Below are 14,596 nucleotides of genomic sequence, written 5' to 3'. Positions count from 1 at the left end.
TCACCCGTCCGCCACTATCTCCGAAGAGACCGTTCGACTTGCATGTGTTAAGCATACCGCCAGCGTTCATCCTGAGCCAGGATCAAACTCTCCGTTTTGGTTTGTTTGTTTTAGCTCTTTCTTGACTGCTCTTTTTTAACTTCAGTCTAGTTATTTTATTGACTTGACGCGCAATATTTGCTGTATAATTGCTTTCAAACTATAATATTTTCAAGGTTCGGTGTTCCTTTGAACGTCGCTCTTTGGCGCTCGTCTGTCAGGCACTTATCTAATATAACGAGCGCTCCTATCTTTGTCAACTCTTTTTTCAATTTATTTTGAATTCATTTTTTCATAGGTCTGAAAGCCTTATGGGGTAGGGATTTTAGGATATAGTATTCTTGGAAATTAAAAAGATAGTAATTAAATCGTGAGCAAATTTGGTGTTTTGCCGCCTTGGGTAGTTCTAGATCCTTTACTGCGTGGCTGGTTGCTGGAAGATATTGGTCGGGGCGATCGCACTACAAATAGCCTATTATCGGAAGATGCCACGCCAGGAACAGCTAAATGGGTGGCTAAAGCACCAGGGATAATTGCTGGCTTACCTGTTGCAGCTAGGGTGTTTGAGCTTTTAAATGAGAAAGTTAGTTTTAAGGCTGTGGTGGCTGACGGTGCAAGATGTGAGCCGGGACAGGTAATTGCAGAAATTCATGGTTCCCTCGATGCGTTGCTGATGGGGGAACGGGTGGCGCTGAATTTGGCTATGGGTTTGAGTGGAATTTCTACGCTCACACATATATATGTAGAGCAAATAGCGGATTTACCTGCTCAGTTGGTGGATACGCGCAAGACTACGCCAGGGCTGAGACTGTTGGAAAAGTACGCGACGGCTGTAGGTGGGGCGATGAATCACCGGATGGGTTTGGATGATGCGGTGATGATTAAGGATAATCATATTGCTGCGGCTGGGGGTATTGCAGAAGCTATTACCCGGATTCGTTCTCGGATTCCTTTTCCTATGACTATTGAGGTGGAGACGGAAAGTTTGGAGCAGGTGAAAGTAGCTTTAGAGCATAAAGCGGATATTATTATGTTGGATAATATGCCTGTGGATATGATGCGTCAGGCTGTGGAGTTGATTCGTCAGCAGGATAGTAGGGTGAAGATTGAGGCTTCGGGAAATGTGACTTTGGAGACGATTCGCGCTGTGGCTGAGACCGGGGTTGACTATATATCTAGTAGTGCGCCGATTACTCAGTCAAAATGGTTGGATTTGAGTATGAGGATAGATTAAAAAGATATATGATGGTTATCGGTCTAATTCTCCTTGCAACGCCAAAAATATACTTGACATTTTTTTCTAAAATCTTTGAAGATATTTGAGTTCATAATAAATGGAACGCCTGTATCGCAACAAGCTCGCAGACGTGAAAAGCTCAGGGCTTGGAAAGCTACAGTTAGACAAGAAGTAGAAAAATATTGGCCTTTAGAAGAACAACCCGCTACTGGGCTAGTTATGCTGAAGGTGACATATTTTTATGATTCTATTGCTATGGATGTAGATAATATAGTTAAGCCTATTCAAGACGCAATCATTGGTCTAGTCTATGTTGATGATGACCAAATAACTGATGTCCTGGTAAGAAAGAGGAATTTATCAGGCAATTTTAGAATAGATAATATAACTCCCATACTGGCAGAAGGCTTGGCACGAGGCAATGAGTTCTTACATATTGTTGTCACAGATGCTCCCGATCAAGAGGTAATTGTCTGATGAATACTCAAACTGAACAACTGGAAAGGGAACGATTACTCGATTTAGCACAGGAGTATCGTCAAAAAGGTTATCAGGTGATACTTTCACCCAACTCTGAAGAAATCCCTGCTTTTTTAAGGGACTACGGATATCGTCCCGACATGATAGTACGTAGAGGTGACGATGCGGTTGTGGTTGAGGTAAAGTCACGTCGTTCTATTATGGGAGGGGGACAATATCTACAAAGATTAGCTCAGGTAATTGAAGAGCATCCTGGTTGGAGATTGGAATTAGTGATGACTAATCCAGAGGATGCATTATATTCTGCTAAAGCAGGAGATTCTTTTCCAGCAGATGAGATCAAGTCAAAATTGCAGGTAGCTAGAGAACTGACATCTCATCATCCAGAATCAGCTATCCTTTATACTTGGTCATTGGCTGAAGCAACTCTGAGACTTCTTGCTGAACACGAAGGACTTAGTTTACAGAAACTTGAACCACCTCTTCGTTTGTTGAAGCAATTAACAACCGAGGGAGTAATTTCTCAAACTGACTACCAATTACTCATGGATGCTTTACCGTTACGTCATGCGATCGCTCATGGTTTCAAAACTAGCGAAATTAACCCAAGTTCTGTACTTGAGCTTATTGAAGTCACAGAACAGTTATTAAATTCACTTAATACTACTGAAAATTTGCTCTAAAGCTATAGCCTCTCACAAACAGATAACATTTATATATGAACGCTACACAAGAACAACTAAAATTTAAACTTGAGCAGGCTTTGGTGGCTGCTTTTGGCGATGAGTACGCTGGAGTAGATCCGATTTTGGTGACTGCGAGTAATCCTAAATTTGGTGATTATCAGGCGAATGTGGCTTTATCACTGAGTAAAAGGTTGGGACAGCAACCAAGGGCGATCGCCTCTGCTATTGTTGAGAAATTAGATGTATCTGATTTTTGCGAAACACCAGAGATAGCTGGGCCTGGTTTTATCAATCTTAAGCTCAAAGTTGCATACTTAGAAGCACAACTCAACGCTATTCAGGCAGATTCTAGACTAGGAGTTCCCAAGACGGAAACGCCAAAACGAGAAATTGTGGATTTCTCTAGTCCGAATATTGCTAAGGAAATGCACGTGGGACATTTGCGTTCTACGATTATCGGTGATTCCATTGCGCGGATTTTAGAATTTCAGGGACATGATGTTTTACGGTTAAATCATGTCGGTGATTGGGGTACGCAGTTTGGGATGTTAATTACTCATCTTCGAGAAGTTTATCCCTCCCTTTTAAATAGTACGTACATTGATACTCCTCTAGGGAAATCTTTACTTGATCCTAACTCTATAAATCTAGGAGACTTAGTTCAGTTCTATAGAGAAGCTAAGAAAAAATTTGATGAGGATGCTGATTTTAGAGAAATATCCCGTAAAGCAGTAGTAGAACTACAATCTGGTGACTTGCTAGCAGAACACGCTTGGACTGTTCTTTGTGAAGCTTCTCGACAAGAATTTAAAAAAATTTATGACTTGCTAAATGTAAGTGTAAAAGAACGCGGAGAATCTTGGTATAATGCCCAACTTCCTTCAGTGGTGGAAGATTTGGCAAAATCTGGGTTACTGGTGGAGAATCAAGGGGCTAAGGTGGTTTTCCTGGAAGGTTTTACCAACCGGGAAGGTGAACCGATGCCTTTGATTGTGCAAAAATCTGATGGTGGTTATAACTACGCGACTACAGATTTAGCAGCTTTGCGTTACCGGATTCAGCAAGATCAAGCTAAACGCATAATTTATGTGACGGATTCTGGACAAAGTAATCATTTTGCTCAATTTTTCCAAGTCGCACGCAAGGCGGGATGGATTCCTGATGATGTGGAACTTGTTCACGTTCCCTTTGGTTTGGTATTAGGGGAAGATGGGAAAAAATTTAAAACTCGTTCTGGTGATACTGTCAGGTTACGGGATTTATTAAATGAAGCGGTGATTCGCGCCCGTGCAGATTTAGAAGGTAGATTAAAAGAGGAAGAACGAGAAGAGTCTGAAGAATTTATTAGTGAAGTTGCTGAGATAGTTGGTATCAGTGCCGTTAAATATGCTGATTTAAGCCAAAACCGTGCCAATGACTATATTTTTAGCTACGATAAAATGCTGGATCTTAAGGGTAATACTGCGCCCTATATGCTTTACGCTTATGCACGGATTCAGGGGATTAGCCGCAAGGGTGGAATTAATTTTGCTGAGTTGGGTGAGAATGTTAAAGTGCTTTTGCAGCATGAGACTGAGTTAGCGTTGGCTAAGTATTTACTGCAATTCGACGAAGTTATTCTTTGTGTAGAGGAAGAATTACGACCTAATCGCTTATGTGAATACTTGTATGAATTGAGTAAAAAGTTTAATCAGTTTTATGACCGTAATCAGGGGGTGCGGGTGCTTGAGGCTGAGGAACCTTTGCGGACTTCTCGTTTGGTTTTGTGTGATTTAACTGCTAAAACTTTGCGGTTGGGTTTGGATTTGCTGGGGATTCGGGTTTTGGAGAGGATGTAGGAGGGGAGAATTTTTAACGCAGAGGTACGCGGAGGATTTTTGGCTGTGTCTCAATGGTGGTGACGTTTCCTTTTATTATGGGTAGTAATACTAATCTCTATGTGCGATCGCTATGACTGATAAGGAAATTAAACAGTTAATGGAGAGTAATGCTAAAACGGCTCAGGCTATGTTAGATGAAATGGCTGATGCTCGTCAGGAACGACAAGAATTGCGGGAAGGTATGGTACAACTGCAAAATGCTGTGGCGCGGTTGAGTAATATACAGGAGTCGATCGCTAATTTATTGGTTTCTTTGGATGGCGATCGCCCCACTATTTTGAAGAAACTCTCGGCTATTGAGTATAAGTTGGATCAGTTATTGCCAGAAGAAGTCAAGGATGAGGCTGAATAAACTAGCCTCACTAACCTGCGTGAGGCTATCTGCTTAATTTTCAATCAAAACTGTGACGGATGCGACGGCTATCAACATTTCGTCATTTTTGTCGTTGAGTGAGGCGATCGCTTTTCCTTGTACTACCATTCCTCCAGATTCTACGGTTAAGGTTTTCCGCCCAAAGGGTAGTACAGCTAGTACTTCTTCTTCTCTGACTTGTTCGGGATAGGGAACTGCTACCTGAACTTCTACAATCATTTCATTTGGATCGTTCAAACCGGCGACTTCCCAAACACCAGGTAAGGCGTTGTGAGCGATCGCATTACGCACTGCTCTTGCGGCTGCTACGGTGGGTTCTTGTCCGTGCTGATCTATTCCCATACCCATCTCAATAATCAAGCGTTTACGCGCCACAGCTACCTCCTGAAGATATTTCACTTCTCACTGTATCGCTCAAAAGGGCTGCAAGTGCTAATTTAGTTTCATTACATTTGTTCTTCTTCTTCGTAGAACCAAATTTCTGCCAATAAACTTAAGCCAATGAGCCAAAGAAAACAGCAAACCGAAAACCAAAATATTCCCATCATTGCTTTCACCTCCAATTAGGCTGATGACTTCCATCCACTTATTAGCTAAATATTTACTAATCAAGAAAATGTTAGTCATGACACAAGGGTTATGATCATAAATGACTATATGATGAATAAATTATTACTCTAAATCTGCCAAATCGGTAATATATTTTATAAAGATTTATTTTGATAAGTTTGCTACTGGAATTTTGTAAATTGAATTATAGTAGCTTTTGAAATAATTCTCACTGCTGAGAGACTGATTTTATCTAATTGGCAGTGATTCCTATGACAAGAATATAAATCATACTTAATTTTTGGGCAAACCATCCACGGTAAAGGCTCTGCGCTAAAATGGAAGCATTGGGGTAAAAATCTCTGCGAATAGTTTCAAGAAATGAACAATTTTTACCCAATTCATTCACAATGTCTCAAGAGCATAACGAATCAATCCAAATTCAGCAGATAGCTAGTCTGAAACCAAAACATTTTGCTGATTTAATTAGAGCCGCCCAGTTAATTTTCGATCCGGCTGCGGGACTTACAGTTAGACAGGTAGAAGTTAACTGGCAAGATTTTGGTATTCCTAAAGATGTAGAACACAATCTCAAAGACTTGGGTTTGCACTATCAATATGCTTCTCCTCACATTCCTGGTGATGTTATTTGGAGTCAATTAACTCCTGAAACTAGAATCTGGTTTCTTAATAATAAAGATAACTTGTGGCGGTTTGAGGAGGCTTTCCCAGCGCTGGATGAAGACTAGCACCGCTACGCGGAAGTCAAAAGTCAAAAGTCAAAAGTTAAGAGACAGTTTAACTACTGTGGTGGCGTGATCGAGTTCAAATAGTGCATTAATTTGGATGGAATTAAACGCTGATAAACGCCGATAAACGCCGATAAATGTTTTTTATTGATGCACTATGTTAGCCTGATCACGCCAAGAATCAATTTAAACTCCGCAGTTCAATTCGCCAGCTTTTTGGCTAAAGCGGTGATTTTCGCGGTAGTCTACGGGACAATCTATGACAGCAGGTACATCTTGGGCGAGGGCTTCTTTAAGTATGGGGATTAAGTCAGTAGCAGATTCAACTCTGTAGCCTTTTAAACCCATGCTTTCGGCGAATTTGACAAAATCAGGATTACCAAAATGAACAAAGGATGAGTTACCTTTGCCAAATTGATTTTCTTGCTTCCACTCAATTAAGCCATAGCCACCATCATTAAATATTAAGGTGACAAAGGGAGTACCGACACGCAAGGCTGTTTCTAATTCTTGGCAATTCATCATAAAGCCACCGTCGCCAGTCACAGCTACAACTTTGCGGTTAGGAGAAACCAGTTTTGCTGCTAAAGCACCTGGAATCGCAATACCCATTGCGGCAAAACCATTGGAAATCAAGCAAGTATTGGGACTATGGCTGTGATAATGTCGGGCAATCCACATTTTATGTGCGCCAACATCAGAAATGACAATATCGTCTGGCCCCATTACCTGCCTTAAGTCATAAATTAATTTTTGCGGTTTAATAGGAAAACCATCATCATGAGCGTACTGTTCGTAATCAGCCCGAATATTTTCCCGCAAGCTGATGGCATAGGGATTGGGTTTACTCTGTCTATCTGCCAATTTTAAGATTTCATTCAGGGAATCGGAAATATCCCCTATTACTTCGACGTTAGGAATATAACTGCTATCAATTTCCGCAGAATTTGCGGCAATATGAATAATGGGAATATTGGCTTCAGGATTCCATTTTTTCGGGGAAAATTCGATTAAATCATAGCCAATAGCAATTACTAAATCTGTGTTATCAAAGCCACAGTTAATAAAATCCTTTTGTTGTAATCCCACTGACCATAAAGCTAAGGGATGAGTATAAGGAATGACACCTTTACCCATGAATGTATTAACAACGGGCATATTCATTTGGGTGGCAAATTGCGTAACCGCATCACTAGCTTGAGCGCGAATTGCTCCATTGCCGACTAAAATAATGGGGTTAACTGCTTGAGAAATGGCTGCCGCAGCTGCGCGAATACAAGCAAAGGAAGCATAGGATTTTTCGATATTATCCTTTCGCAATGGCTTACCTTCTACAGGCATAGCAGCAATATTTTCTGGTAAATCGATGTGGACTGCACCGGGTTTTTCAGTTTGCGATCGCTTGAAGGCTTTGCGGACTACTTCTGGTGTAATACTGGGGCGGACAATCTGTTTATTCCACTTGGTTACAGGGGCAAACATCGCCACCAAATCCAAATATTGATGGGATTCGATGTGCATTCTATCTGTTCCTACTTGACCTGTAATTGCTACTAAAGGCGCACCATCCAGGTTAGCATCTGCGACTCCAGTCATTAAGTTTGTCGCCCCAGGCCCCAGAGTAGAAAGACATACTCCAGCTTTTCCTGTCAAACGTCCGTAGACATCCGCCATGAATGCTGCACCCTGTTCATGACGAGTAGTAATAAATTGAATAGAAGAATGTTTTAGCGCTTCTAAAACGTGCAAGTTCTCTTCACCAGGAAGACCAAAAACATATTGCACTCCTTCATTCTCCAGACACTGCACCAACAATTCAGCTGTATTCATTTGATTTCCTCACTGGTTATAAATTAAGACGGGAGTGGGGGACTAGCCGCAGGGCGGAAGTCAAAAGTCAAAAAATTGACTGGGAATGGTTGCTTTATTTAGTCCCTGCTGTACCAGAGAAAAATAACTGCCAATACCCAATGACTAATAACTATGGACTAATCAGTTAACCCAGACTGTCTTAAGATTGACGAATTCATGTATACCTTGAATACTCAACTCTCTGCCGTATCCAGAACGCTTAATACCACCAAAGGGTAAGCGGGGGTCAGATTTAACCATGCTGTTGATAAATACGGCACCGGCTTCAATTTCCTGAATTAGGCGATCGCGTTCTTGGTCGTTAGTTGTCCAGGCACTTGCACCCAAGCCAAAAGGTGTAGCATTAGCTAATTGAATCGCTGCATCAATATCAGGTACACGGAATAATAATGCGACTGGGCCAAAAAATTCTTCCTGTGCGATCGCACTATCTAGGGGAATATCTGTAATAATCGTCGGCGGGTAAAAGTTACCGGGACGATCTGCTAAAGGTTGTCCACCAGTGAGGACTTTACCGCCACTTTTAACGGCTGCTTGCACTTGTTGGTGTAAATCTTCGAGAAGATCCGGGGTGGCGAGTGGACCTAAATCAGTATCTGGTTGCATGGGATCGCCCACTTTCAGCGCTTGAAATTTATCTAAAAGTAGCTTTTCAAATTCAGGTGCGATCGCTTCGGCAATAATAAACCGTTTCGCCGCTATACATGACTGCCCATTATTCAACATCCGGGCGGAAGTGGCTGTAGCAACTGCTGTCTCTAAATCAGCACTTTCTAAAACAATAAACGGGTCACTACCTCCCAATTCCAGAACAGTTTTTTTAATTTGTTTACCGGCGACGGCGGCGAGAGATGCACCCGCTGGTTCGCTTCCGGTCAAGGTAGCAGCTTTTACCCGGTGATCAGCCATAATATCGGCAACTTTGGCAGCACCGATTAACAGTGTTTGAAAAGCGCCTGGGGGAAAACCTGCCCGGTGGATAATATCTTCAATTGCCAAGGCGCACTGCGGCACGTTGGAAGCGTGTTTCAGTAAGCCGACATTGCCCGCCATCAGCGTTGGTGCGGCAAAACGAAAGACTTGCCAGAAGGGGAAATTCCACGGCATCACAGCGAGAATTACGCCCATAGGGTGATAGCGCACAAAACTATGGCTGGCATCGGTTTTGATTGGCACATCAGCCAGAAAACTCGGTGCGTGTTCGGCGTAATAGTTACAAACGAGGGCGCATTTTTCAACTTCTGCGATCGCTGCTTTATAAGTTTTACCCATTTCCAGGGTCATTATTTTAGCAAAGTCGGCTTTTTCTTGCTGTAAAATTATTGCAGCCTTTTCTAGCCATTGTGATCGCTCAGAAAAACTAGTCTGGCGGTACTGTTCAAAAGACTGACCAGCCAAATCTAGTTTAGACGCAATCTCTGCATCGTTGAGCGGCTCAAAAGTTGTGATCGTCTCCCCAGTGGCGGGATTGATGGTGGCGATAGCCATTGCCTGACCTCCCGTTAAAAAATAGCTTGAGGTAGCTTCCTAGTGTTACACACATTAATTGCGGAAGCTATACCCAAATTTTATTCTTTTGCTGAGGTTGAATTTTTGATCACTTAATAACTGCAACTATTTTTATATTTAATTATACTTACTTAATAAGTAAATTTTGTGAGATTAGATACACAATAAAACTCCGCCTGAATCTCTCTAGCTTCTCTGGAAAAAGAATAAAACCGGAAATGCCCTTTTTTCCAGAAATCATCTCTATCAAACCCTGAGAACTGGTGAGATTGGAGAAAATATTTTTTGACCAAAAGTCGCCCTAGAAGGGCGTTAGCGTAGCGTCTCGCAGAGAGGCTTGAATCCGATTCTTTTGGTCATAATTTAACTACTTAATTCGATCTCGTTTGTCAACAACGTCCACATCTGGGTCGGTAGTTGTTCTTTCTGTGTATCTGTCTGTAGTAGTAGCTACATTGGTAGCTGAACTAGGACTATCAGAAATTTCGTGTACTCTCCACTCACGAATACCCTGACTCATCAAAAGAGCAGCAGCACGGTTAATTTCGTCCTCTGGGCCGTCTAGGATCACCAAGTAGTCTCCTTGTGATACTCGTTCGCTATAAGCCTTAGCTTCTTCTTCGGGAATACCCAAACCAGTCAGCGCCCCCACAATACCACCTGCGGCTGCACCCAGACCAGCACCGGCTAAAGTAGTTGCGATCGCACCACCTGCAAGAAAAGGCCCTACTCCGGGAATAATTAAAGCTTCCAGACCTACAAGTAAGCCCCCAAGACCTCCTAACACAGTACCAGTTGTCGCACCAATACCAGCACCTTCTTGAGCCTCAGTTTCACCTCTATCTGTGACATCAGTTCCAGCAATTTGGTCACCCGCACCTGTATCTTTCGCCAAGACAGAAACCCTATCCATTGAGAAACCTGAGTCTCTGAGTTCATTCAGTGCTGCTTCAGCTTGTTGTCGATTCGGAAATGTCCCAATTGCCCGCTTATATCTTCGAGATGCCATTTTTTCTCCTTACAAAATTGCAACTGTGTCTCCACAAAAGTAATTTTTGTAGTCATACTTGCTCCAGTTTCTCTGATAGCATTGAAGTATTCATCAATCCCTAGATTTAGCTTGTTATCCATCACAAGAGGGTACTCGTATTTCACCCACAGTCGTGAGGAGGAGAGAGATATAGCCTTAGTGATGAGAAATCGTCTGATGCCAGATGTCATCCCGGATTTTTCTGTGTAGCCCCGAATGACCGTCGCTGGGTTGGTTTACCGAAAAATGGGGTTTAAAGCCTCGTTCTTCTAGAACGGCTTTTCTTTGATTTTCGGATCAACTCTCTGAGTAGATCGTTTTGAGTGCGATCTGTTTCTTCGCAATACGCCACAAGTATTTTGGATTCCTCATCAGAGCATCATATTGTTAATCTTTTTATGCCGTCATGTTGTAACATAATAACCGCGTAGTGTTTCCTTTAGGAGAAGGACACGAAGAAAGAAAGGAAGAAAAAATTAGAAGCAGCATCACGTTCAGATAATTCTGATTTTGTTTTTCCAGGTTTAAATTAATAGTATCAAGAACAGAAATAACCTAAATGTTTAATCGTTTGAAGATTGGAACCAAAATTGGCGCTGGTTTTGCTGTGAGTTTAGCAATTCTAGTTACTATAGGTCTGATCTCTTATCAAAGCACTAATGAACTCATTGTCACTTCTCGTAAGGAAAAGCATACCTACGATGTGTTAAATCAACTAGATGAACTTGGGTCTCAATTAATATTTGCGGAGACTGGACAACGGGGTTATCTGATTACGGGAGAAGAGCGCTATCTAGAACCTTATAACAATGCTGTGATATTTCTGGATAAAACCTTTGAAGAACTGGAGCAATTAGCATCAGATAATATTTTTCAACAGCGACGACTTGATAAATTGCGGCCACTAATCAATGAAAGAATGGCTGTAATGGAAAACGTGATTAATGTCCGAGAAAATCAAGGCTGGGAATCGGCTCAAGCCGCAATTCTCACAGATGAGGGTAAAAATTTAATGGATGAAATCCAAACTATTATTAAGGAGATGCAAAATGAAGAAAATCTATTGCTGCAACAGCACTCTGATAAAGCAGATATAGCTGCTCAAAGAACTATAAATAGTATTACATATAGTATACCTGTGGTTTCTCTGATTTTAGCTGTAATTGGATTCTTATTAACCCGGCATATATCAGCACCACTAACAGAACTTTCAGAGACGGCAGAAAATATAGCCGATGGCAATTTATCTGTCAGTTTACCAAATAGCGATCGCCGGGATGAAATTGGCATTCTTACACGAACTTTCAATCAGATGATTGCTAATTTGCAAAATATTACGCAGAAAAATGACGACCAGAATTGGTTCAATTCTAATTTAGCAGATTTTACCCAAATGCTTCAGGGGCAGAGCAATCTAGAAAATGTCTCTCGGATGGTTTTGTCAAATCTCGCACTATTAGTTGGCGCACAACAAGGCGTTTTTTATTTAATGGATGAGGCTGATAATCAGCCTATATTAAAGCTTTTGAGTAGCTATGCTTATCAAGAACGTAAGCATTTAGCAAACGAGTTCCGCTTGGGTGAAGGATTAGTGGGACAATGTGCCTTAGAAAAACAAAGAATCTTGTTAACTGAAGTACCTAAAGACTACATCCGCATTTACTCTGGTTTAGGCGCAGCACTACCATTAAATATTATTGTATTCCCTGTACTATTTGAATCGAATGTTACTGCTATAATTGAACTTGCTGCTTTGCAGCCATTTAGTAATCTACATTTAAGATTTTTAGAACAACTCAGTGAAATACTTGGGGTATTTTTGAATAATATTACTGCCAATACCCAAACTAAATATTTACTTGAAGCATCTCAAAGTTTAACAGAAGAATTACAAGTTCAGCAAGAAGAACTGAAGCAAAGTAATCAAAATTTAGAACAGCAAACACAGGAGTTAGAAGCTTCGCAATTGCTTCTGAAGCAGCAACAGGAAGAATTGAAGCAGTCTAATGAAGAATTACAGCAGCTAAATGAGGAACTTGAAGAAAAGGCAGAACTTTTAGAGGTACAAAACCAAGAAGTTGCTCATAAAAATCAAGAAGTTGAACGAGCGAGAAAGTCTTTACAAGAAAAAGCCGACGAGTTAGCTTTATCTTCTAAATATAAGTCCGAATTTCTGGCGAATATGTCCCATGAATTAAGAACACCACTAAATAGTTTATTAATTTTAGCGAAGTTGCTGACAGCTAATTCAGAGGGACATTTGACTGAAAAGCAAGTAGAGTATAGCCAGACAATCTACTCTGCGGGGAATGATTTGTTGGAATTAATTAATGATATTTTAGATTTAGCCAAAATTGAGTCGGGGAATTTTTCTGTAGACATTGAACAAATTAGCTTTATAGATTTGCAGACATCCATAAATAGAAGTTTCTCTGAATTTGCCCAGGAGAAAGGCATCAGTTTTGCAGTTGAATTGGAGGACAAGTTACCAAATACTATTTATAATGACCCGAAACGCTTACAACAAATATTAAAAAATCTGCTGGCTAATGCTTTTAAATTCACTGAAAAAGGCGGTGTAAAATTGCAAATTGGTATGAATGACGATGTTGGTAAAAGTGACATTTCCATGATTACTTTTGCCGTAAGTGATACAGGTATTGGCATTCCACTAGAAAAACAGAAAATTATTTTTGAAGCCTTTCAGCAAGCAGACGGTACAACCAGTCGGAAGTATGGGGGAACAGGTTTAGGCTTATCAATTAGTCGTGAATTAGCTCAACTTTTGGGGGGAAGAATTGAATTAGATAGCCGAGTAGGAGAAGGAAGTACTTTTACTCTCTACCTACCCCAAATTTACCCAGGTATTAGGGAAACAGTGATTCCGGAACAGACTATAAAGAAAGAAGTTTTATCTTCATTGAATCTAGCCACAACTCCATCAGCAAAACTGCTGACTACTCAACTTCATGAAATTCTAGATGATCGCGAGAATGTTCAACCAGGCGATCGCGTTTTGCTGATTGTCGAAGATGATGATAAGTTCGCCCGGATCTTCTTAGAAATGGCACGTCAACAGGGCTTTAAGGTGATTATAGCTTTACAAAGTAAAGCAGGTTTGGCTCTAGCACAACAGTTCAAACCCGATGCTATTACCTTAGATATCCATATGCCAGATATGGACGGTTGGACAATACTAGACCGTCTGAAGCGTGACCCAGAAACCAGACACATTCCTATACATATCCTTTCTGTAGATGAGAAAAAGCAACGGGGGTTACATTTAGGAGCAATTACTTACCTACAAAAGCCCATATCTCCAGAAAATTTAAATCAAGCATTAACTGAAATTAAAGACTTTATTGAGCGGAAGGTGAAAACGCTGTTAATCATAGAAGATGACCCGGTACAAGCGCAAAGTATTATGGATTTGATCGGTAATAGTGATGTCCAAAGTACAGCAGTGAATACGGGAACCGCAGCTTTAGAAATTTTGCAATCACAGCGATTTGATTGTATGGTGCTTGATTTAGGTTTGCCGGATATGAGTGGTTTGGAATTGATTGAAAAAATTAAGCAGCAATCCAGCCTTTTGAAATTGCCAATTATTGTTTACACAGGAAAAGAATTAACTCGACAAGAAGATACCCAACTGCGACGACTGGCAGAGACAATTATTATTAAAAATGTGCGATCGCCTGAGCGGTTACTAGATGAAACTGCTTTATTTCTGCATCGAATCCAGGCAGATTTACCCCAACCAAAACGCCAAATATTAGAAAAACTACGTCAAACAGATGCGGTTTTAGCTAATCGCAAAATTCTGATTGTGGATGATGATGTCCGAAATATCTTTGCGATTACCAGTTTTTTAGAAAGCTATAACATGGAAGTCTTATTTGCCGAAAATGGCAGAGATGGCATAGACATACTCCAAGCTAATCCTGATATTAGTGCTATTTTAATGGATATCATGATGCCTGAAATGGATGGTTATGAAACGACTATAGCGATTCGCCAGCAACAGCAATTCCGCTCATTACCAATTCTGGCTTTAACCGCTAAAGCTATGCCAGGCGATCGCCAAAAATGCATTGAATCAGGGGCTTCTGATTATATCACCAAACCTGTAGATACAGAGCAACTACTTTCTTTGCTGCGAGTTTGGCTATATCAATGATTGATCTTAATT

Annotated in this window: 11 protein-coding genes and 1 rRNA gene; 7 read left to right on the top strand and 5 right to left on the bottom strand. The window is 41.0% G+C overall.

Features of this window, described 5'->3' with window-relative positions:
• Window positions 1-98, bottom strand: a 16S ribosomal RNA gene (locus tag AACX33_RS14755); the annotation flags it as partial.
• A gap of 311 nt (window positions 99-409) precedes the next feature.
• Between AACX33_RS14755 and nadC the strand changes: the two genes are divergently transcribed.
• The 5 genes from nadC to AACX33_RS14730 all read left to right on the top strand — a co-directional run bounded on the left by nadC (window position 410) and on the right by AACX33_RS14730 (window position 4,674).
• Complete coding sequence (nadC, locus tag AACX33_RS14750) at window positions 410-1,273, top strand: carboxylating nicotinate-nucleotide diphosphorylase (RefSeq protein WP_194003547.1); 864 nt, start codon at window positions 410-412, stop codon at window positions 1,271-1,273.
• Window positions 1,274-1,348: 75 nt separating this feature from the next.
• Window positions 1,349-1,753, top strand: coding sequence for a RusA family crossover junction endodeoxyribonuclease (locus AACX33_RS14745; RefSeq protein WP_194003549.1), 405 nt, complete (start codon window positions 1,349-1,351; stop codon window positions 1,751-1,753).
• Window positions 1,753-2,439, top strand: a complete 687-nt coding sequence (locus AACX33_RS14740) for a hypothetical protein (protein WP_194003551.1) — start codon at window positions 1,753-1,755, stop codon at window positions 2,437-2,439. Before AACX33_RS14745 ends, AACX33_RS14740 begins: the two co-directional genes overlap by 1 nt.
• Before the next feature lie 35 nt (window positions 2,440-2,474).
• Complete coding sequence (gene argS / locus AACX33_RS14735; RefSeq protein WP_194003553.1) at window positions 2,475-4,280, top strand: arginine--tRNA ligase; 1,806 nt, start codon at window positions 2,475-2,477, stop codon at window positions 4,278-4,280.
• 112 nt (window positions 4,281-4,392) lie between these two features.
• On the top strand, window positions 4,393-4,674 hold the full coding sequence (locus tag AACX33_RS14730; RefSeq protein WP_194003555.1) for a hypothetical protein: 282 nt from the start codon (window positions 4,393-4,395) through the stop codon (window positions 4,672-4,674).
• A gap of 33 nt (window positions 4,675-4,707) precedes the next feature.
• Here AACX33_RS14730 and AACX33_RS14725 read toward each other — a convergent pair whose 3' ends face one another.
• Entirely contained in the window at window positions 4,708-5,070 is a 363-nt protein-coding gene (locus tag AACX33_RS14725) for a Lin0512 family protein (RefSeq protein ID WP_194003628.1), read from the bottom strand.
• A 584-nt stretch (window positions 5,071-5,654) separates the two neighbouring features.
• Between AACX33_RS14725 and AACX33_RS14720 the strand changes: the two genes are divergently transcribed.
• Complete coding sequence (locus AACX33_RS14720) at window positions 5,655-5,993, top strand: hypothetical protein (protein WP_194003557.1); 339 nt, start codon at window positions 5,655-5,657, stop codon at window positions 5,991-5,993.
• Between the two features lie 186 nt (window positions 5,994-6,179).
• Here the strand turns inward: AACX33_RS14720 and AACX33_RS14715 are convergent, their stop codons facing one another.
• The 3 genes from AACX33_RS14715 to AACX33_RS14705 form a co-directional block, all read right to left on the bottom strand.
• A complete protein-coding gene (locus tag AACX33_RS14715) occupies window positions 6,180-7,823 on the bottom strand; it encodes an acetolactate synthase large subunit (protein WP_194003559.1) in 1,644 nt (547 codons plus the stop codon).
• 162 nt (window positions 7,824-7,985) lie between these two features.
• Window positions 7,986-9,353: an NAD-dependent succinate-semialdehyde dehydrogenase gene (locus tag AACX33_RS14710; protein WP_194003561.1), complete on the bottom strand. Its 1,368-nt coding sequence runs from the start codon at window positions 9,351-9,353 to the stop codon at window positions 7,986-7,988.
• 388 nt (window positions 9,354-9,741) lie between these two features.
• Complete coding sequence (locus tag AACX33_RS14705; protein ID WP_194003563.1) at window positions 9,742-10,383, bottom strand: general stress protein; 642 nt, start codon at window positions 10,381-10,383, stop codon at window positions 9,742-9,744.
• 580 nt (window positions 10,384-10,963) lie between these two features.
• On the opposite strand from AACX33_RS14705, the gene AACX33_RS14700 reads away from it, so the two are divergent.
• Entirely contained in the window at window positions 10,964-14,584 is a 3,621-nt protein-coding gene (locus AACX33_RS14700) for a response regulator (RefSeq protein ID WP_194003565.1), read from the top strand.
• The last annotated feature ends 12 nt before the right edge of the window (window positions 14,585-14,596 follow it).

The organism is Nodularia sp. LEGE 04288 (assembly GCF_963896525.1).
Taxonomy (GTDB): Bacteria; Cyanobacteriota; Cyanobacteriia; order Cyanobacteriales; family Nostocaceae; genus Nodularia.
The sequence above is the reverse complement of the archived record's forward strand: the minus strand, read 5'-3'. Positions and strand labels throughout refer to the sequence as shown.